This window comes from uncultured Clostridium sp. (assembly GCF_900547735.1).
Classification (GTDB): domain Bacteria; phylum Bacillota; class Clostridia; order Lachnospirales; family Lachnospiraceae; genus Otoolea.
Window position 1 is genome coordinate 78,001 of the sequence record NZ_URHZ01000002.1, and the last position, 20,813, is coordinate 98,813.

Here is a 20,813-nt window from a genome sequence, read left to right on the forward strand (position 1 = left end):
TCTCTTTTCTAACTGTTTTCTATCAAGTTTCCTTTTGCATCAATCCTTCCGGCATATCTGCCTGGAACCCCGACTACTAATGCATAATCCGGCACATCTTTCGTTACAACTGCCCCAGCTGCTACCATGGCATATTCCCCTATTGTAACTCCGCACACAATCGTCGCATTGGCTCCGATACTTGCTCCATGCTTTACAAGTGTCTTTCTGTATCCTACCGTCCCTTTCGGAAATTCTGCCCGTGGAGTTAAATCATTCGTAAAGACACAGGACGGGCCGCAAAATACTCCCGCCTCAAGTTCTACCCCCTCATAGACAGACACATTATTCTGGATTTTACAGTTATCGCCAATCTTTACATGATTGGACACATTCACATTCTGCCCTAAAGAACAGTTTCTCCCGATCCGTGCCCCTCTTTGAATATGACAAAAATGCCAGATCTTTGTCCCTTCTCCGATCTCTACATCCTCATCGATATAACAGCTTTCGTGCACAAAGAAATTTTTCTCCATTAGAATACACCTTTCATATCTGTACTTGCAAAGTCACAAAGCGGTAATTTTACCACCTTGCCTTCCTTCTGACTCTTATAGATTGCCAGCACCAGCTCCAGGGCATCCCTGCCAGCATACGCGTCCACATACGGTTTGCGGTCATTCTCAACGGCTTCAATCACATCAGCAAACAGACTGGTATGGCCATTTCCATAGACATTGCTGGTTGCCTCCTCTAAGCCTTTGTTTTTACTATCCGCTTCAGTTTCATCCGCAAAGTTCCAGACATCAATATTATTGGTTGACTTTCCGCCAATCTTGACGGTTCCCTTTTCCCCAAATATGTAAAGCGTCTCTTCCAGATTTTGCGGATATACATTCGTTGTACCTTCTATCGTTGCTACTGCTCCGTTCTTAAATTTAACAACTGCCATTCCTATGTCTTCCGCTTCCAGATAATGGTGGAACTGCTGGCGGGTTTGCCCATAAACCTCTTCAATCTCACTGCCAAAGGTCCAGCGTAGCAGATCAATTCCGTGGATGCACTGATTCATTAAAGCTCCGCCATCCTGAGCCCAAGTTCCTCTCCATGGTGCCTGCGTATAGTAATCTTGATTCCGGTTCCATCGTACATGGATGGAACCATGGGATAGAGTGCCAAATCTTCCAGCCTCCAGGGCATGACGCATCTCCTGAACTGCAATATTGAAGCGATTCTGATGACAGGCACTGACTTTCACGTTCATCTTTTCGGAAAGTTCGATAATTGCGTTGGCATCTTTGATGCTCATTGCCATTGGCTTTTCAACGATGACATGGATTCCATGCCTGATACAGAACAATGCAATTTCTGCATGGATTCCACTTTCTGTTGCAATGCTGACCAATTCCGGTTTCAGTTCTTCTACCATCGTCTTATAATCCGTATATCTTTTGATGGACATGTTTCCCCGCATACCATGTTTGTCGAGAAGTTCCTCCATATGTTCCGGTACAATATCGCAGACCGCAGCAATTTCCAGTTGATTGTTTACCGCCGCTTTCATGTGATTCGTGGAGATTCTTCCACATCCGATTAAAGCATATCTCATTGTTGATTTCCTCTCAGAATGCTGCATAGTTTTTCGGCAGCATCTCCTTTTCCGTAGTAGTCTTGTTTATTATCGCAGTCTACGACTGTATTATTAACTTTGTCTACAATATCCTCTGAATTAGGATGGGCGAGTATATTGTGGTTTCCATTTAACGTCTCAACCCATTCAGTCTGTTCCCGTACAGTTACACATGGCGTATTTAATATGTATGCTTCTTTTTGCAGTCCCCCCGAATCCGTAACCACTTTGAGCGCATTCTTTGTAAAATACAACATGTCCAAATATCCCATTGGCTCAACCAAAAAAATATTCCTATATTGTTTTTCTTCGTATAAACTACTCACCAATCCTTTTGTCCTGGGATGTACCGAAAAGATAACCGGGTATTCTAATTTTTCAAATGCATCTAATATCTCCGCAATCTTCTCTACAGAGTCGGTATTTTCTGCCCGGTGTACCGTTGCCAAATACCATTTATCCAAATTTCTCATTGTTCCCTGAATCACCCGAAGCCTTGAAAGCCATGTGTCTCTGCCGTTTTTTTCCATCTCTTTGGAATAAAACAAAACGGCGTCACACATTACATCTCCAATGTTATAAACACCTGAGTTGATTCCCTCTTTCTGAAGACTAGAGACTGCAGTGTCTGTTGGACACAATAATAATTTTGATATATGATCCGTCAATATCCGGTTGATTTCCTCCGGCATATTCATATTATAAGAGCGAAGACCTGCTTCCACATGGATAATTGGGATATGCAATTTACTTGCTGCAAGTGCGCCGGCAAGTGTTGAATTGGTGTCGCCATAAACGATAAGATAATCCGGCGTTTCTTTTATCAGTATTCCTTCTATAGCAGTCATCATATCTGCCGTCTGTCTGGCATGACTTCCCGAACCCACCCCTAAATTGAACTCCGGTTTCGGAATCTGTAATTCATCAAAAAATATATCTGACATATTTACGTCATAATGCTGTCCTGTATGAACTAATATTTCTTCATGTTCTTGACGTAATTTCCGTGACACTGCCGCTGCTTTTATAAACTGAGGCCTTGCTCCTACGATTGTCACTATTTTCATCTATACAGTTCTCCTATAAAATTTCTATATTATCTCTTGGCTGAATATTTTTCATTACATTTTTAGTGTCAAAAATGGCCTTCGCATTCGCTTGAATCATTGCATAATCGACATTAGAATGTGCGGTTGTTATCACCACCAAATCATACGAAGAAACTATTTCAGGGGTTAACTCTGTTAATCCCTGGACTGTGTTTCCGTGTTCTTTATATTCTGCAACCCATGGATCATAGTATTTAACCAATGCCTTTTCTTTTTCCAGCTCTTCTATCACTCGTATAGCCGGACTTTCCCTGTAATCATCGATATCCTGTTTATAGGCAACGCCCAATACCAAAACTTTGGCATTTTTTAAGGCTTTTTCATAATTATTCAAAATCTTTCCAGCCCGCTCCACACAATATTCCGGCATCCGATCATTGATCATCATGGAACTCTCAATCATCGATGTATGAAATCCATACTCTCTTGCTTTCCATGACAAATAATAGGGATCAAGAGGAATGCAATGCCCTCCCAGACCTGGTCCGGGATAGAACGGCTGGAATCCGTACGGTTTCGATTTGGCAGCATCTACGACCTCCCACATGCTGATTCCCATTTTGTTACATAACATCGTCAACTCATTGACCAGTCCGATATTGATATTTCGATAGGTATTTTCCAGAATTTTTTCCATTTCCGCCACAGACGGAGATGATACTTCATACACATCTCCATCCAACACTGTGCGGTACATAGCGGCAATCACTTCTGTAGCATCTTTCCCGATTGCCCCAACTACCTTAGGAGTGTTTTTAGTTTTGTAGATCAAATTACCCGGGTCCACGCGTTCAGGCGAAAACCCCAAATAAAAATCGGTTCCGCATTTCAGGCCGGAACCGTCTTCTAAAATTGGTTTTATCAGTTCTTCCGTTGTCCCCGGATACGTCGTGGATTCCAGAACTACCATTGTTTCTTTTTTTAAATATTTTGCAATTTCTTTAGTGGAATCACGTACGTAACTGATATCAGGCTGCTGGTGCTTATCTAACGGGGTAGGCACACAAATTGCGATAAAATCTACATCCTTGACAAAAGAAAAATCCGTTGTAGCCGAAAGAATTCCTGTCTCTACTAAATTTTTCAAATCACTGTCAACCACATCACCAATATAGTTATTGCCTTCGTTTACCAATTTCACCTTTTCGCACTGGACATCAAAGCCAATTGTGTGAAATCCTGCTTTTGCCTTTTCTACCGCAAGTGGAAGACCTACATAACCAAGTCCAACCACGCCTACCGTCAGTTTTCTTTCAGAAATTTTTTGCAACATTTTTTCTTTCATTATTCTCTTTTATCTCCTTAAAATAAATCTGCAAATTGAGCAGCTAATTTTTCGTAAGTAAAGTATTCCAGTACCGCATGTTTCCCATTCATTCCCATTTTTTTTCTTTCTTCTTCCGGCAGTTCATGCAGCGCGCAGATTCCCTCCGATAATGCCTCCACATTTTCTGCTTCAACTGAAATGCCGCAATGATACTGCATAATGTAATTATTGGGAGCATCTACCGCATAAAGAATCGGTTTTCCTGACATCATAGAATCAAACAGCTTATTCATACAAATACCAAATCGGAACATATCATTGCGCAGTGCCCCCACGTAGAGGGCATCTGCCTGCTCTAATAATTCAGGAATTGCACATTTAGGAACCGGAGGTAAAAACACAAAGCTGTCTTTTGGGTTCGTCTGAGCCAGTTCTTTTAATTCTTCCTTTTGGCTTCCATTTCCCACAAAGACAACCGCTATATTGAGATGATTTAGTTTTTGTACAGCCTCTATCAAACAGGTCAGTGCATAAGAACGGGTATGACTTCCAAAAAAACAAATGATAAATTTTCCTTCCTGCTTTAGCTTTGTAAAAGCCTGTCTGTGTTTGGCCGGAAGTTCTTTTTCATTGAGCCATTCTTCTAACACAACACCATTGGAAACTGTTTTAAACTTTTCCGCTTGCATCCCATGATCAACAAAATACTCCTTGGCGCCAGGTAATAATGAAACTATATAATCCGCATGTTTACAAAAGGAGTTTTCTGCTATCTGCATCAAAATAACAAAGGGATTTGTTCTTTTCATTTTCCCTAATTCAATCAGGGTAATGGGCCACATATCATGCACTTCATGTATCAACTTCGCTTTTCCCTTTTTCGCAATCCTCTGACCCGCGTATGTATCCAGAGGATAGGTGGAAGAAGTAATGACAACGTCCGGTTTCCATTTTTCCGCTATCCTGCCCGCGTTCAGCCACAGTTTTCCAACAAAGCGAAACATGGTAAAAGCCCGCGTGACTCCATTTCCCTGATAGTCACCGGTTCTCAGCCAGTAATAATCAATCCCATCGATCTCTTCTTTCTGGAAATCTTTTTTTACCTTAGGATTCTTTATTCTAAGATGAGAAAAATCGCCGGCAATAATCCTGACATGATGCCCCATCTTAACCCATTCTCTGGCGAGATAGTACGGCCTGAATTCCATTCCCATCTCAGGGCTTCCGGCGTAATGATTAATTAATAATATGTTCATATAAGTTATCCTGTCATTTATTTTATGACCGCTAATACGGTTTTAATTAAAAGCATTATTTCAGAAATCAAAGAAAATGATTTAAGTGCTTCCAAATTCAGCCGCATCTTTCTCACCAACACCCGCTCCACATAAACCTGGTCTGCGCTCAGCCCTTCGTCCATCCCCTCAGCAATGAGCTTATCCTCATCTTTAAATTCAATGCTGGCCTCGCTCGTCACACCCGCGGGCAAAAGCAGTGTCGCATACATCTCCTTTGAATATTTTCCCAAAAATTTCGGCACCTCCGGCCGGGTTCCGACGAAGGTCATCTCACCTTTCCAAATATTGATAAGCTGCGGCAGTTCATCCAATCGGCAGCCCCTCAGCTTTTTACCGGCCTTTGTAATGCGGACATCCTGATCCACGGTCACAAGGCTGCCGATTCGCTCGGCATTTTGCACCATGGTGCGAAATTTGTAGATGCGGAACCGACGGCCATACTGTGTCACCCGTTCCTGACGGTAGAAAACGGGCCCTGCGGAGTCAAGCCTGATCCAGAGAGATAGTAGCAAAAGCACTGGAGACAAGAGGAGCAGCATAACAGACGACATGACAAAATCAAAAGAACGTTTTATCAGCAGGCTGATTTTGCGTTTTTCTAGTCGTTCGTAATATGGTCTGACCTCTTCTGTGCGCATAAATTCAGGAAGCTGTTCCCATCTGCAAAGCATGATTCTCTCCTCAACTATTTTATTTGAATTTTTTACTTCATTTCTTCTTCCAACTCTCGGTAACACTGCTTAAAAACATCTATTACAAACTCTACCTGTTCGTCGGTCAAGCAGGTATGAAGCGGAAGAGTGATTTCATTTTCAAACTGTCTGTATGCATTTGGATAATCTTTGATATCAAATCCCAGATTTATGTAAGCCGTGTGCATCGGCAGCGGCTTATAGTGTACGTTGGCCGCCACACCGGCCTCAGCCATGCGGCTAATCAGCTGGTTACGAAATTCCAGATTTTTTCCGTCCAGACGCACAAGGTAAAGGTGGCGACTGGAATGATATTCCTGTTCTGAACTTGCCTCCAGATCATGGCACAGGATTTTGAGCGGCAGCCCGTTTAGCGCCTCGCTATACCGGGCTACAATCTCCCTACGCCTCTCCAGGATTCCGGGATACCTCCGCATCTGTGCCAGCCCAATCCCCGCCATAATATCAGTCATATTGCATTTATAGGCAGGTATAACGATATCATATTCCCAGGCTCCCAGTTTTGTTTTTGCTAAAGCATCCTTGCTCTGTCCATGAAGAGACAGCAGCATAAACTGCTGGTAAATCCACTCGTTATCAATACCGTGAATCTCCTTCCACACGAGCGCACCGCCTTCTGCTGTCGTCAGATTTTTCACTGCATGAAAGGAGAAAGCGGTAATATCTGCCACTTCACCGCACATTCTTCCATTTCTGGATGCACCAAACGCATGGGCGGCGTCCGCCAGTATGATAATCCGTCCAAAGTTTTCCTGAATTACACTCGTTGGATGGAATAGTGCCTTTTTTCGTTCTACAATTTCAAATATCCGGTCATAATCACACATCACTCCGCCGATATCCACCGGAATAATCGCTTTTGTTTTTTCCGTGATTGCCTGTTCCAGCTTTTCATAATCCATCTCATAGGAATTCGGAGCCGTATCAACTAAAATCAGTTTTGCCCCCACGTGACAGACCACACTGGCGCTTGCCGTATATGTATATGCGCTGGTAATCACTTCATCTCCGGATCCTATACCCAGGAAGCGAAGCGCCAGCTCCGCGCACGCCGTCGCTGAATTCAGGCAAACCGCTCTCGGGGCATGAACAAATGCTGCAATCTGCCTCTCAAATTCTTTTGTTTTTGGTCCTGTGGTGATCCAACCAGATTTCAGTGCCTCTGCAACTTCTTTTATTTCTTCCTCCGTGATATCCGGCGGTGAAAATGGAACTTTCAGCATATGCAGTATCCTCCTTCATCTTTCCGTCCGCGTACAGACAAGTCAGTTTTAAGCAGTCGTCGCCCCCCGTAATACAGCCGTCTTGGCGAACGAGTATAACCCTTTGTTGCCAGGCCATGGCTCAAGGCACTAGCTTTCTCTTCATTCAAGTAACTATGATTTCGGCTTGTTGCTACCTCTTAAGGGGTATTAGTACTACTTCACCTTTAACCCTTAAAAGACTCTCAATATTGTTTTACGCTTCGTTTACCCTGTATAATATCGTACTTTTCTTGTACCTCGATATATTTTTTAAGGTGGTTCTTTATAGCCACTATACCTGCATAATATTCTTTTCGACCCAAAATGCCGGTTTCCCAATTTAGCTTTGCATGCCGGACGAGCAGCGTAAAAGCCGCTTTTCCCTTCAGGTAGCAAATAAAGCTGAATCCACTGTTTTTTTGTCGGTGTTCTCACCAGCATACGGACATGATCAGCCATTAGATAGTCTACGATAATATCGACTCACTTGTAAGAACATAACTGTTTCAAAGTATCTCGCAACTAAATAAAGAGTCTGCCTTCGCAGACTCTTGCAACGGGCGCGGCGGCATATTACACCATCACGCGAATGCGCTTCCCATACCCGCCCGATATTGGTCAACCTTTACTCTTTCCCCACTACTTCTATTCCAAGCTTTACATCGACCATTCTGCCGGCAAATGGCATTCTTATTGTAACTTCTCTTTTATGAAGATTTATCTTCTCCACACACCCCTCCAGTCCTTTCAGTGGCCCTTCCTGAACAATTACTTTTTTACCGATGCCACTCCTGACATCCGGCTCATCCGACCTATGGGTTTTAGAATAGTTCTCCTTTACAATCTTTTGACCATTGTCCAAACTGCATGAGTTAGAATTTTGAGAAATACGTTCTCTGACTGGCTCAATATTAATTTTCGACACTCTGGTAACATGGTCTCTATCCCCGATCGCCTTTATCCATCTCTCTTCATCTTCCGATAAAGCCAAAAAAAGAAAGTTCCCGTCTTGCAGAACTTTCGTCAACCGACCGACCTGTTTCAATCTACTGTACAATTCTTCCGCGTTACCGGAATCAGCAAATACATAACCGGGGAATAAGATTTCTTCCACATGCTGCCAGCTCCCTTTGAACTTCTTCACCCGCTCTTTTTTCGGTATAAAACATTCTCGCAGGCTGTCTTCACGAAGTGTCAATTGTTTCTTTATTAACTCTGCTGTCTTCTCTTCCTGTCCTCCCTGGACTTGTATTACATACCACATATCTGCCGTTCTTCCTTCCTGCGGAAGCGGAAGCGTTCAGAGCTTTTTACATATATTAGGGTAAATTAGGGTAAGCTTCGCCATTTGCACATTAAATAAAAAAATTCAGTGTGCAATCGTAGTATTACCCTCTATTACCATATAGCCCGGAATCTGTGTGCCAATGCTTCACGTCATCTGCCTATAATCCTGTACCCTCATCCTATTTGCATATTTTATCATTTTGCTGCGAGCGCTTAAAAGTTTGTATTATAATGCATTTCTTTATACACTGTAGCACCGTTTTTCAAACGTATGTCGCTTAACAATTGCATTAAGCGACACCTTTCGATTCAATATATACAAATTTCCGAGTTTCGTAAATTATAACACCAATCCTGAGTAAGGTCAATATTCGTCCCCTGAATCTAACAGTAAGTTATTCCTAATATTTTCTTATTTTTTCTTGAATCCCATAATATGGTTTTCCATTTTTCGTATTTCTTTTATGAAACTATCAAATTCCTGATTATCTGCTTCCTACATAGAATAATTAAACATGCCAAACTCTTCCCTACCTTATACATTAACAAACAATCGATATTAATCAAAAAAAGTCCGGCACCTAAATAGGAGTTCCAGACTTTTCCGTTTATCTTCATAGTTTTTTTACGCGCCTGTATATTTACTGTAGCTCATCTTCCAACCTCAGCCTATTTGCCGCGGATTTTTCGTTCCCACGGCTATCTCCACTGTAAATGCTGTCCTTAATCCCGGCTATTCGCTCACTCCCCAAGCCTAAAATCCGCCTTCGCCTTCGACCGTATATCAATCACAATATGGCACTGCGAAACCGTTTCGTAATTCACTTCCAGCGAATACTCAATCTCCACCAGCAGTCGATCCGGACTTTCTTCTCTTACAATGTCATCCGTGTTCACCCCGACCATCATCTGGCCGAACGGCATTGCGTAACAGCAAACATTTGTCTTTTCTTTCTCAAATACCATGTGGGAGCGGGCGCTTCCGTTTTTGATTATCTCTACCGTCCCGTCGCCAACCTTGATCGTGTTGCGGATAGCTCCCTCCACGCCCTCGATCAGCTCGTCATAGAGAATATAGTGTTTCCCATTTTTTAGATAATAGGTGCCCGCCGTAATTACGGATACATCGTCGCTTTCGCCGTCCACCATATGGGCTCCGCTGATGCTTACAAGTACATCCTTTGTCATATCAGTACTCCTCAATATTGATCTTCTTTGTCTCTTTGACCTCTTTCGGAAGAATTGACGTTGCGAAATTCGTAAATTTCTCGGCCAGGTCACTTACAAAGAACTGATACTGATCTCTGTGTTTTTCCCCGGCCCCATGTTTGTGACAGCCTTGTTCACTGCCCTCGTGTTCACAGACACCATGCCTGCAACTCCCCTGCTCACTGTCGCCATCTCCACAGCTTCCATGTTCACAGTCACCGTGCCCACAACTCTCCTGCTTACTTCCGCCATGCCCGCAATTCCCCTGCTTACTTCCTCCATGTCCACAACTTCCATGCTCAAAGTCACCATGTCCGCTGCTTCCATTTTTACCATTTCCATCCCCACAACTCTCACCCGTACACGTCATCTCATTCTTTTCCAGAAGTTCTCTCAACTCCACAGCCGTCTCATAGGCCGGATTGACCAGTGTAACATCGTCACCCATCAGGCGTTTAAATGTGGAACGTAAAAGCGGGTAATGTGTGCAGCCCATCACCAGCGTGTCTATATACTTTCCTTTAAGACACGCCAGATAGCGGGAGGCAATCTCATCCGTTACGGAATCGTGAAGCAGTCCCTCTTCCACTAATGGCACGAAAAGAGGACAGGGTTTTCCCGTCACTTCTATATCTTCCCTCAAACGTTTCATTTCTTCGGAATATACGCCGCTGCGAATCGTGGCCTCTGTTCCGATAATGCCGATTTTTCCATTTCTGGTGGCTTCTACGGCGGCTCTGGAGCCGGCGGAAATCACTCCGATGATCGGGATGTCCAGACTCCTCTCCACGGCCTCCAGAGCACAGGCAGACGCGGTATTGCAGGCAATAACGATCGCCTTTACATCCTTAGTCTGCAAAAAGCGGATAATCTGCTGTGAATAGCGGATTACCGTCTCTTTTGATTTATTTCCATAAGGCACCCTGGCCGTATCTCCAAAATATACAATCCTCTCATCCGGCATCTGGCGCATGATCTCCCTCATCACGGTAAGGCCGCCCACACCGGAATCAAAGACTCCAATTGGTGCATTTCTATCCATATATATCCTCCATTTTGTCCTCGCAGACATCCCCGGGATTACCATACTGTCCGCCATCTTCCCCTTAGAGCCGAACCCAAGACCCTATTACAAGACTAAAACCGTTTAAGGCCATGCTCTATCAGCTTTCCGACCAGCTCTGTCTTGCTGATTCCCGCTGCCTCAAACAGCATCGGATACATACTGATGGCCGTGAATCCCGGCATTGTGTTGATCTCATTAAATACAACATCCCCGTCGGCCGTCACGAAGAAGTCCACTCTAGCCAGACCATAGCCGTCGACTGCCTTGAAAATCTCAACCGCTGCCTTTCTGACTCTCTCGGCGCTGTCGCCCGGAAGCTCCGGATTCACGACGGTTCTGGACTCCGCATTAAAATATTTTGCCTCAAAATCGTAGAATTCTGCGGCAGCCAGGACTTCACCGACTCCGGATGCAAGCACCGGCTCCTTGCCGTTTCCAAAAACTGCACACTCGATCTCATGGCCGACAATGGTCTCTTCCACAAGAATTTTCCTGTCATGAAGGGCGGCCTCCGTAAGTCCCTTTTCAAGCTGTTCTCTGTTCTCCGCCTTGGATACGCCACGGGAAGAACCGGCATTGGACGGTTTGATGAATACAGGATAGGAAAAACGGTTTTCCACCCTCTTGACGGCATCCTCCATTCCCTCAGCATCTGCAATCTCTTCTTTCATAACCGGCTCATATGCCGCCTGACGGACACCAACCCGGTCCGCAATGATTTTTGTAAAGAATTTATCCATCGAAACAGCGGATGCCAATACCCCGCAGCCTACATAGGGGAGCTGTACCAGTTCAAAAAGTCCCTGGATCGTTCCATCCTCGCCATACAGGCCGTGGAGAACCGGGAATGCTCCGTCTACCTTTATCTTCTCTACTTTGCTTCCATCCATGACAATCACGGATTTCTCCGTGGCATCCGGTGAAAGGATAGCCTGCACGGTTCCGTTTCTCCAGCTCTCATCCTTAATAGCCTCCACGGAATCTACCAGCAGCCAGTGCCCTTCTTCCGTGATTCCCACGATAAGAACCTCATATGTATTTCTGTCTATATTGTTGATTACATTTACTGCTGACATACAGGAAACTATATGTTCCGATGACTGTCCGCCGAAAATAACAAGAATTCTTTTTTTCATAATAATTTGATCTGCCTTTCTGTTGAATTCTGCCGGATATCGTTTATCGCTTCGCCTTATCTTCCATTTTTCCGGATATCGTTTCAAACTGTTTAGATTATATCACAACTGTCAATACTTGGGATAAGTAAGATAGAAATATGAAATAAATTGTAAGAAATAAAGCAGTAACTGAAATATCACTCATGGAGGTAGCCCAATGTCACACCCACATATTACATATTATATGAATCAATTACAGAAAAGGAATCTGAAAAAACTTGCCCTTCTTTTCAGCGCCTCTCTTTCCCTTGCCCTGCTGGCTTCGGTGCCCGTGGCTCTGAACTGTGCGCGGGCGGCGGAGGAGACGCTTTCCGGCGAGCTGGCGCCGCAGATTCTCCGTTTCCATGTGCTGGCCAACAGCAACAGTGAAGAGGATCAGAATCTAAAATTAGAGGTAAAGCAGCTTCTCATCGATACCATGTACGAGGATTTGGAAAATGAGGAACTCTCCAAAGAGGAACTTATTTCTTATATAAATGAGCATAAAACCGAGCTGGAAAATACCGCCGAATCCTATATGTTCTCCAAAGGGTTTAATTATTCGGCGGACATACGGATCGAACAGTGTTATTTCCCAACCAAAATCTACGGTGACGTCACATTTCCCTGCGGAACATACGACGCTGTCCGCGTCCTCCTGGGAAACGGCAGTGGAAAAAACTGGTGGTGCGTCCTCTATCCGCCGCTGTGCTTTTCACAGGCATCCGTCTGCGAGGTACCTGATTCTTCAAAAGAAGAGCTTAGAAATCTTCTGACCGAAAATGATTATCGAGACTTGATGAAACACCGCCGCGTAGTCTTCGGAGAGACGAAGCCCTCCAGAACGAACTTCTCTGACACGAAGCGTTCCGGCACAAATCTCTCCAACACAGAGCTTTTCGGCACGGCGCCCTCCGACACGGACTCCTCCAGCCCAAAGCCTTCGGATAAAAATTCCGTCAGCATTTCAGGCCAAAAAGTTCAGACAGAAGCAGGCCAAAAAACTCAGACAGACGCTGGCAAAAAAACGCAGACAGAAACTTCTTCTGAACCAGAAGTCACTGTCCGCGTCCGTTTCCGCCTTGCGGAGCTGTTATCGCGAAATTAAGTATCCATTACTTTAAGCTTAAACCGGTGTCCATTTTCATCTCCGTAGTATACACTCGTAATATACCACCACGATATACCACAATACACCCGGTTCCCAGCTATTTCCCAGCGCTCGACATCATCCCCTTAAGCGCCCAGTCATATGTCTCTAGCGCCTGGAACAGGGATATCTCTGCCGTCTGGCGGTCAATCTGTTTACCGAGGAATGCCGCCTGCTCCTGGAGGTATTCCAGCTGGCTTGCCATTCCAAGCTGGTACTTTCTCTCCATTGCATTCATGGCGGTAGTTTCGGTCGCCAGAGCCGCGTCTGCCAGCTCCAGAGCCGTCTGCTTCTGGTAAATGTCATTATAGAGATTTACCATTGTGGCTCCGATTGTCTCTTCCAGGTTTTTGATCGTCCGCTCCATATTCTTCTTGTCTGTGGAGCCTTCGGTCATGTTCCTTAAGATCTTGTTGTCATACCTTAAATCATAGTTGTTTTCCAGCGCCGTCTTTTTATCTGCTTCCAGATTAAGGGCGGCGATTCTGTTCATATCGATAGCCGGAACTTCCCTGATTTCCGGTTCGGCATTAAACTGCCAGCCGGTAGCGATACAGAGACTCTGTTTGACCGAATCTAAGGAACTGCGGGTCTGGGTGTAGGTGGACTGGAGCGACTGTACATTTTTCTTCGCCGTCAGGATATCCGCCTGCGTTGCCATACCGAGTCCGGCTCTTGTTTCTGTGGAACGCTGCACGGCTTCCATAATCTCAATGTTTTTCTGGATTACATCCAGGCTGCTTTTCATCTGATTGTAGGAGGCGAACATCGTCTGTACCGACATGATGAGGCCGTTCTGTGTTTTTAAATATTTCAGTTTCCTGGATTCATCGTCGTCGTAGGTGCTGTCCGCCGATATATTCTGCTTTAATGAGCTGTTATCCATCATGGCGGCGCCCATATACATGGCATTATAGGACGACATCAGGCTGTTGATACTGCTGATTCCCGCCTGTTTGAGGACGGCGTCGGCCTGATCTTTGGACATGTACTGGAGGGAATTTGCCAAATCCAGAAGAGAATCCGCCGTATCCCTCATATCTTCCGCCTGGCTGGACAAATCGTCGGCCGCATCTTTTAAATCCTGTCTTACAGTCTCGGCATCGTCTTTTGTCTTGGAATCCTTATAGGAAACCTGGTTGTTCATATAGGTAGGGTTATATTCCTCCACCAGCATCTGAAGTTCGTCATACTCCATCACGTTGTCCCTAAGCCTGGCCCAGGTCGCCTCGTCATGGGCAAATTCCGGATTTTCCGCCATTACCTGCAGCGGCGACATTACAGCCAGTGAGGCTGCCGCCAGTATTGAAAGAACTTTTTTGTTGCAAAGGGCTTTTTTATAACAAAGGACCTTCTTATTGTGCTTCATTTCTACTCTCCTTCTGCGCTTCCCTTAAGACATGATCAGGCCTTTTACCGCCCAGTCATACTTCTCCATGACTGAAAATAGCTCTATTTCTGCAATTTCTTTGTTCGATTTCGAAGTAAGGTATTCCGCCTGGGCACTCAGATATTCAAGTTTTCCCATCATTCCCAGGGAATATTTTCTGTCTGCCGCCTGCATTTTCTGCTCTGCCGCTCCGAACTCGGAGAGGGCCGCCTCGTAGGATTGGCGCTTGGAAATCACTGTGTTGTAGAGGCTCTGCAACGTGGATGCCACATCCTGCTGGGACTGGGCAACGTTTCTCTTCTTCACGTTCCTGGCCGATGAGCCGGTAGCGGAAGCGCTCTTTACCGCCTGCAGATCGTAATTGGCTCCGACTGCCGCGCTGAGATCGTTCTGCGGATTCATCTGATCGATTCTTGTCAAATCTGCGGAAGGTACCGGTCTTATCTCGGGCGTTGAATCATGGTTCCAGCCGGTCAGAATCAGAAGGTTCTGCCTCATGTTATCAAGGCCGTATTTCAACTGGGCCGCGCCGCTTTCCACCTGCTTTAACGTCTCCTGGGCGGACTGGATGTCCTGGGCCGATTTCATGCCCATTCCCGCCATCCTGTTTGCCGCATCCAGGTTGGCCTGCGCAAGCTCTATCTGTTTATTCATCAGTTCCTGTTTTGCCAGCGTCTCACTGTACTGGATCATCAACTGCTGCGTCGATGCCACCAACTGGCTTTTCATCTGCCTCAGAGTCTTCTGAGCCGATTTGCTGAGTTCTTCATTCGTGAGCTTCTGAGCCTGCTTACGGAGTTCCTTGGCAGTCTCTTTATAGCTGTTGTACAATTCCCGGCTGGTCTCATTCAGTCCGTCGGAACGCAGCTCGGCCGCCTCGTCCATCAGATCCGACGCATCCTCCCTCAGTTCTCTCGCCGCATCCAGCGACTGCGCACTGTTTACAAGGGTGGAATTAAGCTGCTTGTAATTTGCATTGTAATTCGCAATCCTGTTGTCAATATCATTGTAGTCCAGAACCGTATCTTCTGCTCCGGCTCCTGCGCCGTTTATGTAAGTGGTCTGGCCCGAGGGCCCCGCAGCCGCATAAGCGGGAACGGTTAAAGATATTGCCGTCAGGGCTGCAAGAGCCGTTACAGCTATCTGTTTCCGTCTTCTTTTCATTTATGTTTTCTCACCTCCGCAGCTTTTTAGTCCACGGTTTCCATCTGTGTGCAGCCGGCCCAATGGGGACGGCTGCAGTCCAACATCTTACCACGTTACCATTTTACCACACATTTACCATTAATCCACATCCAATTCTTCCCTGTGGCCTCTGTTCATCAGCGTGTAGTAAATCGGCAGCATTAAAAGGGATAATGTCGTGGATGCTATCAGGCCTCCCACGTTTACAAGGGCCATACCCTGCATCATCTCGCCGCTGTCGCCGATTGCAAGCGCCATAGGAATCATGGCTACAACGGTCGTCAGCGTTGTCATAAGGATAGGACGGAGTCTTGTCGCTCCTGCTTCAATCAGGGCCGTATCGCGGTCCATGTCGCTTCTGTACTGGTTGGCCGTATCCACATAGAGAATACCGTTGTTAACAACCGTACCGACCAGCATCAGGAATCCCAGAAGGGATGGCATACTGATGGTTGCATTGGCCAGGAACATGAGGCCGAATGAACCAATGAGGCTGAACGGGATTGTCGTCATAACCATGATTGAGAACTTCGGTGACTCAAACTGGGCCGCCATAACTACGAAAATCAGGAAGATAGCAAGGGCAATCGCGCCTGCCAGTGCAGAGAATTCTTCCGCCATCGCTTCATCCATGCTGTTCTGGGCTCTTGTAATGCTCTCGGACATGTTTGGAAGCACCGCCTCTTTATAAATCGTGGTTTCAAGTGCATCCTGATCGTCTTTGGCAATTCCCTTTACAAAATCGCCTGTAATTGTTACCTGATATTCTTTATCGCTTCTGATAATATTCTGCGGGCTGTCTTTAAAATAAATATCGGCAATGTCGGTAAGGGCTACGGAACCGCCTGTCGGCGTGTCTAACACGATTCCCTTTACCTGGTCGATGGCATCGTATTCCCCGTCGGGATACTCGACCATGACACTGATCTCGCCGCCGTCCACATCCAGTGTGGTGGCTTCCTTGCCGCTCAGCATCAGATTGACCGTACCGCCCACCTGTGCAGGAGTCAGTCCCTCGGCCGCCGCCTTCAGCGGATCCACGTCAATCTTTACAACCGGCGCGGAGTTTTCCAGGGATGAATGGATTCTTGTAACTTCGGAGCGTTGTTTCAGCGCCTGGACAATCTTATCCGACGCCTCTTTCAGCTCGTCGTACTGGGTACTCTGCAGAATATACTCTACTCCGTCATTTCCGCCGCCCATCATGCTCATTGCGCTCTGGGAGGACAGTGTAATATTGGTATCCGGAATCATGGTAAGAACCGGTCTCCACTCATCCACCACCTCGTCCGTGGTCCGTTTTCTGTCATCTTTCAAGTAGGCTGTCAATGATGCCGACGAACCTCCTCCAATGCTGAGTCCGCTGCTTCCGTAGGAGAGCATGTAGGACTCCACATCCTCGTCTTTGGAGACGTAATCTTCAACTTTGGTCAGTATCTCATTGGCCTTTTCGATTCCCAGGCCAGGTCTCAGTTCTACCGTTACGGAGACGGTACCCTGATCGTTGGCGGGCATCAGCTCCATTTTAAGCTGGGTTGCAAGGAAAATGGAAATAACCAGCAGGCCCACTGTGGTGAACATAACCGTTTTCTTCTTCGGCAGAAGAGATTTCATGATACCTCTGTATCCATTCTGCATCTTCTCCACGAGACCGGAAAGAGGCGCGTTGTTTCTTTCCTTCGGCCGGTACATCATGTAGCACAACGGCACGATGGTCATAGCGGAAATCAGGGATGCAACCATACAGAATACAATTGTAAATCCAAGCGGTTTAAACATCTGTCCCGTCATACCGGACAGGAATGCCAGCGGCAGGAATACAACGCAGGTTGTAGCCGTCGAACCGATGATGGACTGAATTACAATACTGCTGCCTTCCAGGGCCGCCTTGTGGAATTCGTTGAAACCTTTTCCCCTTGTGGAACGGAAACAGCTCTCCAATACTACGATGGAGTTATCAACCATCATACCGACGCCCAGCACCAGGCTGCCCAATGTGATAACGTTGAGCGAAAATCCCATTACCCTCATCATGACGAGGGCCGCCAGAATTGATACCGGAATGGACGTACCTACGATCAGGGACGCTTTCATATCTCCGAAGAACAGGAAAATAATCACCATGGAAATGATGACTGCCGCTATCATCGTCTGCAGCACGCTGATCAGGGAACTGTTGATCTGATCACTGTTGTCATTTACTACAACGATTTCAAGGTCGGGATTTACTTCAGTTAAATGAGAAATTGTTCTGTTAACTGCTTTGGATACCTCCATCGCCGAACTTTTCTGCTGTTTTTTTACACCAAGGGCAATGGTATCCTTGCCGTTATAGCGTCCGATACCGGCCGCGTCCTTAAGTGTGGAGTTGATGTTCGCCACATCTTCAAGGTATATGGTGTTGCCGTTGCCAAGTGTGATCGGGATCCGTTTCAGACTCTCCATATCTTTAAAATCCACACCGGTGGTGACGGAAAGGCTCTGGCTTCCCACCTCGGTGCTTCCGGCCGGATATGCCAGGTTGGCGGATGCTACGGCCGTAACCAGGGAATTTATGCTCAGGTGATACTGTTTGAGCTTCTCTGGAATCACTTCCACCTTGATGTACTCTTCTCGTCCGCCGCTGATGTCCACGCTTGCAACGGAAGAAATTTTCTCAATCTCGGGAACGATTTTCTCGTCTACATAGTTGTAAAGGTTATCTGCCTTGTCATTGTTGACGGCCAGATACATGGTTGCCTGGTCGTTGATGTTGAACTCCATGATTGTCGGGGTATCCACATCGTCCGGCAGGCTGCTCTTCATGGCATCCGTCTTTTTCTTTAAGTCGGAGTACGCTTTATCCATATCCGTGCCGTATTCATACTGCAAAAGGACCATGGACATATTTTCGTTGGAATAGCTGTTTACGGATTTGATTCCGTTCAGGGTTCCAATCTCATCTTCTATCGGTTTGGTAACCAGTTCGTCAACGTCCTCCGGGTTGGCTCCCGGATAAACAGCAAATACTACCATCATCGGCATTTCCATCTCCGGAGTCAGCTCCAGCTTTGATGAAAAAACGGATGAAATACCAAATACGATCAGACAAAGAACTGCCAGGATCGTTGTGACCGGGCGTTTCAGGACGCTTCTTGTTAATCCCATTTAATGGCCTCCTTATTTCGCATCTGCTTCTGTCGTGTTTTCTGTCGTGTCTGTTGATGCGCCGTCTGCTTCGCCGGCAGTATCAGCCCCGGCTGTTTCTCCCAGAATTTCTACCTGTGAACCTTCAAACAGCTCGGAACTCCAGGTAATAATTACGTCATCTTCCGTGGTGAGGCCGTCCGTAATCTCTGTTTTATCCGCATCGTAGATGCCCACTTCCACCGGCACTTCATGCACCGCGTTATCTTTATATGTATAAACCATGGCATTTCCGCCCTGATAATAAATGGCGTCGGTCGGAACCATCATGACATTCTCAGCCTTGCTGGATGTCACATAAAGCTTTACCTGTGCTCCCGTAGCCAGCGCATCGGCTCCTTCCAGGGATGCTTTTACCTTGAAAAGTCCTGTGGATGCGTCTACCATGGAACTGATCTCCGTGATCACGCCGTGATATTCGCTGCCGTTTTTCTCGACTCTGATTAAATCGCCCATGCTCAGACCGTTTACAACACGCTCGGTAACATTAAAGGAAACCGCTTTTGTGCCTTCTCCGGAAATAACACAGAGAACATTGGACTGTGCCACGTTGTCATGCACTTCCACGTTAAAACTTTCTACAAGTCCTCCGATAGGAGCCGTGATGGTGCTGAATTCAATCTGGTTGTCATAGGCCAGCTTTGCCGCATCATACTGAAGCTTTGCCAGCTTCGCGCTGCTCTGTACCTGCTCATACTGCTGCTGGGAAATGTCGCCGCTCTGAAGCAGGACGCTCATCCTCTGAAGGTTTGTATTGGCATCCTGGAGAGATACCGACGCGGTATCAAGCTGGATCTTTGCGCCGTCCACCTGTTTGGTGTCGATATGGAGCAGTTTCTGTCCTTCCTCCACATAATCTCCTGCCTTTACATAGACATCGGTGACCTCTCCGGCTACCTTCGGTATAATATATACAATGTCGGATGGTTCGACGGTACCGGTTAACCCGGTAAACAGCTCAATATTTCCAATCTCAGGCTTCTGTATGGAAACCAGTGGAATGGATGCTGCCGCCACCTGCTCCTTTGGCTTTAAGAACCTGGGCACGATAATTGCCGCTGCTGCCACAATCACTACGGCTGTAATGATTACACTTTTTTTCTTCATGTTGTCCTCCTGTTTTGTCCTCTTTCTTTGTTTCAGAATTTTTGTTCTAAATTTTTCTTTCTAAAATCTCTGTTTCAAAATCCTATGGTGTTCCCAAATTATATAATTATTGGTATTCTATGATTTCTATGACTATAAAAAGCGGTCATAAGGCTGTTCTATCCGTCTTCCGTCAACTCCCCGCCCGTCCTTCCGAGCCGCTGTTGCATATCCCGTATTTCAGGATCTGCAGTTTGATGGCAAAACGCTCCTTAATCCTTTCCACCGGCACTTCCTCAAAATAAGCCTTTATTTCCATGGCGATATTGAACATCGCAAGCTGGAAAAAGCAGTGGAATTCTTCATAATCCCTGGCTACCATAAACCGTTTGTCGGTGTTTTCATAAATCCAATGCTCTATCTCTTCATTTTTGTGCCCGTATGCATTATTGATTCTTTCCGAAAATCCCTTTAAGATCTCTTCCGAACCCGTGTGGCACATCACGCTTTTGATAAATGCGAACTGCTCTTTTCCGGAACAGTAATCAATCGTTTTCAGCAGCAATTTCTCCAACATTTTCCAGATGTCTCCATCCGACTCCGTCAGCGCTTGCCTGCAGAATTCCCTGAGCCTGTTCTGGCTGTCCTCAAAGATGCAGCCCAGAAGATCCCATTTATCTTCAAAATATGTATAGAAACTTCCCCTGGAGATTTCCGCTTCCTTAATAATCTGGTTGATAGACACCTTATCAACCGGAACACGCGCAAACTCTTTTACCGCCGCGCTGCAGATAATTCTCTTTTTCTCGTCCGGGAGCCTGTAAAACCGTTCTGTTGGCATAAGCCTTCCCCCCTGA

Annotated in this window: 17 protein-coding genes; 1 reads left to right on the plus strand and 16 read right to left on the minus strand. The window is 46.0% G+C overall.

The window, feature by feature from the left end; genetic code table 11:
* Positions 1-8: 8 nt before the first annotated feature.
* The 11 genes from QZT18_RS01085 to QZT18_RS01135 form a co-directional block, all read right to left on the minus strand.
* Positions 9-515: an acyltransferase gene (locus tag QZT18_RS01085; protein ID WP_294143628.1), complete on the minus strand. Its 507-nt coding sequence runs from the start codon at positions 513-515 to the stop codon at positions 9-11.
* Positions 515-1,588 (minus strand): Gfo/Idh/MocA family protein, encoded by a 1,074-nt coding sequence (locus QZT18_RS01090; RefSeq protein ID WP_294143629.1) that lies wholly within the window; start codon positions 1,586-1,588, stop codon positions 515-517. Before QZT18_RS01090 ends, QZT18_RS01085 begins: the two co-directional genes overlap by 1 nt.
* Positions 1,585-2,676, minus strand: a complete 1,092-nt coding sequence (wecB, locus tag QZT18_RS01095; RefSeq protein ID WP_294143630.1) for a non-hydrolyzing UDP-N-acetylglucosamine 2-epimerase — start codon at positions 2,674-2,676, stop codon at positions 1,585-1,587. Before wecB ends, QZT18_RS01090 begins: the two co-directional genes overlap by 4 nt.
* A gap of 13 nt (positions 2,677-2,689) precedes the next feature.
* Entirely contained in the window at positions 2,690-4,003 is a 1,314-nt protein-coding gene (locus QZT18_RS01100) for a nucleotide sugar dehydrogenase (protein ID WP_294143631.1), read from the minus strand.
* 17 nt (positions 4,004-4,020) lie between these two features.
* Positions 4,021-5,241, minus strand: coding sequence for a glycosyltransferase family 4 protein (locus QZT18_RS01105; RefSeq protein WP_294143632.1), 1,221 nt, complete (start codon positions 5,239-5,241; stop codon positions 4,021-4,023).
* Between the two features lie 17 nt (positions 5,242-5,258).
* Positions 5,259-5,954 carry a sugar transferase gene (locus tag QZT18_RS01110; protein WP_294143633.1) on the minus strand — a complete coding sequence of 232 codons (696 nt, stop codon included), beginning with the start codon at positions 5,952-5,954 and terminating at the stop codon, positions 5,259-5,261.
* A 32-nt stretch (positions 5,955-5,986) separates the two neighbouring features.
* Positions 5,987-7,219 carry a DegT/DnrJ/EryC1/StrS aminotransferase family protein gene (locus tag QZT18_RS01115; protein ID WP_294143634.1) on the minus strand — a complete coding sequence of 411 codons (1,233 nt, stop codon included), beginning with the start codon at positions 7,217-7,219 and terminating at the stop codon, positions 5,987-5,989.
* 646 nt (positions 7,220-7,865) lie between these two features.
* Positions 7,866-8,504, minus strand: coding sequence for a transcription termination/antitermination NusG family protein (locus QZT18_RS01120; RefSeq protein ID WP_294143635.1), 639 nt, complete (start codon positions 8,502-8,504; stop codon positions 7,866-7,868).
* 764 nt (positions 8,505-9,268) lie between these two features.
* Positions 9,269-9,715 carry a DUF1934 domain-containing protein gene (locus tag QZT18_RS01125; RefSeq protein ID WP_294143636.1) on the minus strand — a complete coding sequence of 149 codons (447 nt, stop codon included), beginning with the start codon at positions 9,713-9,715 and terminating at the stop codon, positions 9,269-9,271.
* Between the two features lies 1 nt (position 9,716).
* The gene (murI, locus tag QZT18_RS01130) at positions 9,717-10,778 is read right to left on the minus strand and encodes a glutamate racemase (protein WP_294143637.1); all 1,062 of its coding nucleotides are present in this window, start codon (positions 10,776-10,778) and stop codon (positions 9,717-9,719) included.
* Positions 10,779-10,873: 95 nt separating this feature from the next.
* Positions 10,874-11,938: a D-alanine--D-alanine ligase family protein gene (locus tag QZT18_RS01135; RefSeq protein ID WP_294143638.1), complete on the minus strand. Its 1,065-nt coding sequence runs from the start codon at positions 11,936-11,938 to the stop codon at positions 10,874-10,876.
* A 199-nt stretch (positions 11,939-12,137) separates the two neighbouring features.
* On the opposite strand from QZT18_RS01135, the gene QZT18_RS01140 reads away from it, so the two are divergent.
* On the plus strand, positions 12,138-13,067 hold the full coding sequence (locus tag QZT18_RS01140) for a stage II sporulation protein R (RefSeq protein ID WP_294143639.1): 930 nt from the start codon (positions 12,138-12,140) through the stop codon (positions 13,065-13,067).
* 100 nt (positions 13,068-13,167) lie between these two features.
* On the opposite strand, the gene QZT18_RS01145 is transcribed toward QZT18_RS01140, so the two are convergent.
* The 5 genes from QZT18_RS01145 to QZT18_RS01165 all read right to left on the minus strand — a co-directional run bounded on the left by QZT18_RS01145 (position 13,168) and on the right by QZT18_RS01165 (position 20,797).
* The gene (locus QZT18_RS01145) at positions 13,168-14,478 is read right to left on the minus strand and encodes a TolC family protein (RefSeq protein ID WP_294143640.1); all 1,311 of its coding nucleotides are present in this window, start codon (positions 14,476-14,478) and stop codon (positions 13,168-13,170) included.
* Between the two features lie 24 nt (positions 14,479-14,502).
* The gene (locus tag QZT18_RS01150; protein WP_294143641.1) at positions 14,503-15,663 is read right to left on the minus strand and encodes a TolC family protein; all 1,161 of its coding nucleotides are present in this window, start codon (positions 15,661-15,663) and stop codon (positions 14,503-14,505) included.
* 120 nt (positions 15,664-15,783) lie between these two features.
* Positions 15,784-18,831, minus strand: coding sequence for an efflux RND transporter permease subunit (locus tag QZT18_RS01155; RefSeq protein WP_294143642.1), 3,048 nt, complete (start codon positions 18,829-18,831; stop codon positions 15,784-15,786).
* A 12-nt stretch (positions 18,832-18,843) separates the two neighbouring features.
* On the minus strand, positions 18,844-19,977 hold the full coding sequence (locus QZT18_RS01160) for an efflux RND transporter periplasmic adaptor subunit (RefSeq protein WP_294143643.1): 1,134 nt from the start codon (positions 19,975-19,977) through the stop codon (positions 18,844-18,846).
* 172 nt (positions 19,978-20,149) lie between these two features.
* Positions 20,150-20,797 (minus strand): TetR/AcrR family transcriptional regulator, encoded by a 648-nt coding sequence (locus QZT18_RS01165; protein ID WP_294143644.1) that lies wholly within the window; start codon positions 20,795-20,797, stop codon positions 20,150-20,152.
* Positions 20,798-20,813 lie beyond the last annotated feature (16 nt).

Bases quoted from the DNA above. Each gene is read 5' to 3' on its own strand.
- wecB (WP_294143630.1), bottom strand. From the start codon at position 2,676: ATGAAAATAGTGACAATCGTAGGAGCAAGGCCTCAGTTTATAAAAGCA.
- QZT18_RS01125 (WP_294143636.1), bottom strand. From the start codon at position 9,715: ATGACAAAGGATGTACTTGTAAGCATCAGCGGAGCCCATATGGTGGAC.
- QZT18_RS01145 (WP_294143640.1), bottom strand. From the start codon at position 14,478: ATGAAGCACAATAAGAAGGTCCTTTGTTATAAAAAAGCCCTTTGCAAC.
- QZT18_RS01165 (WP_294143644.1), bottom strand. From the start codon at position 20,797: ATGCCAACAGAACGGTTTTACAGGCTCCCGGACGAGAAAAAGAGAATT.
- QZT18_RS01155 (WP_294143642.1), bottom strand. From the start codon at position 18,831: ATGGGATTAACAAGAAGCGTCCTGAAACGCCCGGTCACAACGATCCTG.
- QZT18_RS01085 (WP_294143628.1), bottom strand. From the start codon at position 515: ATGGAGAAAAATTTCTTTGTGCACGAAAGCTGTTATATCGATGAGGAT.
- QZT18_RS01110 (WP_294143633.1), bottom strand. From the start codon at position 5,954: ATGCTTTGCAGATGGGAACAGCTTCCTGAATTTATGCGCACAGAAGAG.
- QZT18_RS01150 (WP_294143641.1), bottom strand. From the start codon at position 15,663: ATGAAAAGAAGACGGAAACAGATAGCTGTAACGGCTCTTGCAGCCCTG.
- QZT18_RS01100 (WP_294143631.1), bottom strand. From the start codon at position 4,003: ATGAAAGAAAAAATGTTGCAAAAAATTTCTGAAAGAAAACTGACGGTA.
- QZT18_RS01135 (WP_294143638.1), bottom strand. From the start codon at position 11,938: ATGAAAAAAAGAATTCTTGTTATTTTCGGCGGACAGTCATCGGAACAT.
- QZT18_RS01105 (WP_294143632.1), bottom strand. From the start codon at position 5,241: ATGAACATATTATTAATTAATCATTACGCCGGAAGCCCTGAGATGGGA.
- QZT18_RS01120 (WP_294143635.1), bottom strand. From the start codon at position 8,504: ATGTGGTATGTAATACAAGTCCAGGGAGGACAGGAAGAGAAGACAGCA.
- QZT18_RS01140 (WP_294143639.1), top strand. From the start codon at position 12,138: ATGTCACACCCACATATTACATATTATATGAATCAATTACAGAAAAGG.
- QZT18_RS01160 (WP_294143643.1), bottom strand. From the start codon at position 19,977: ATGAAGAAAAAAAGTGTAATCATTACAGCCGTAGTGATTGTGGCAGCA.
- QZT18_RS01115 (WP_294143634.1), bottom strand. From the start codon at position 7,219: ATGCTGAAAGTTCCATTTTCACCGCCGGATATCACGGAGGAAGAAATA.
- murI (WP_294143637.1), bottom strand. From the start codon at position 10,778: ATGGATAGAAATGCACCAATTGGAGTCTTTGATTCCGGTGTGGGCGGC.
- QZT18_RS01090 (WP_294143629.1), bottom strand. From the start codon at position 1,588: ATGAGATATGCTTTAATCGGATGTGGAAGAATCTCCACGAATCACATG.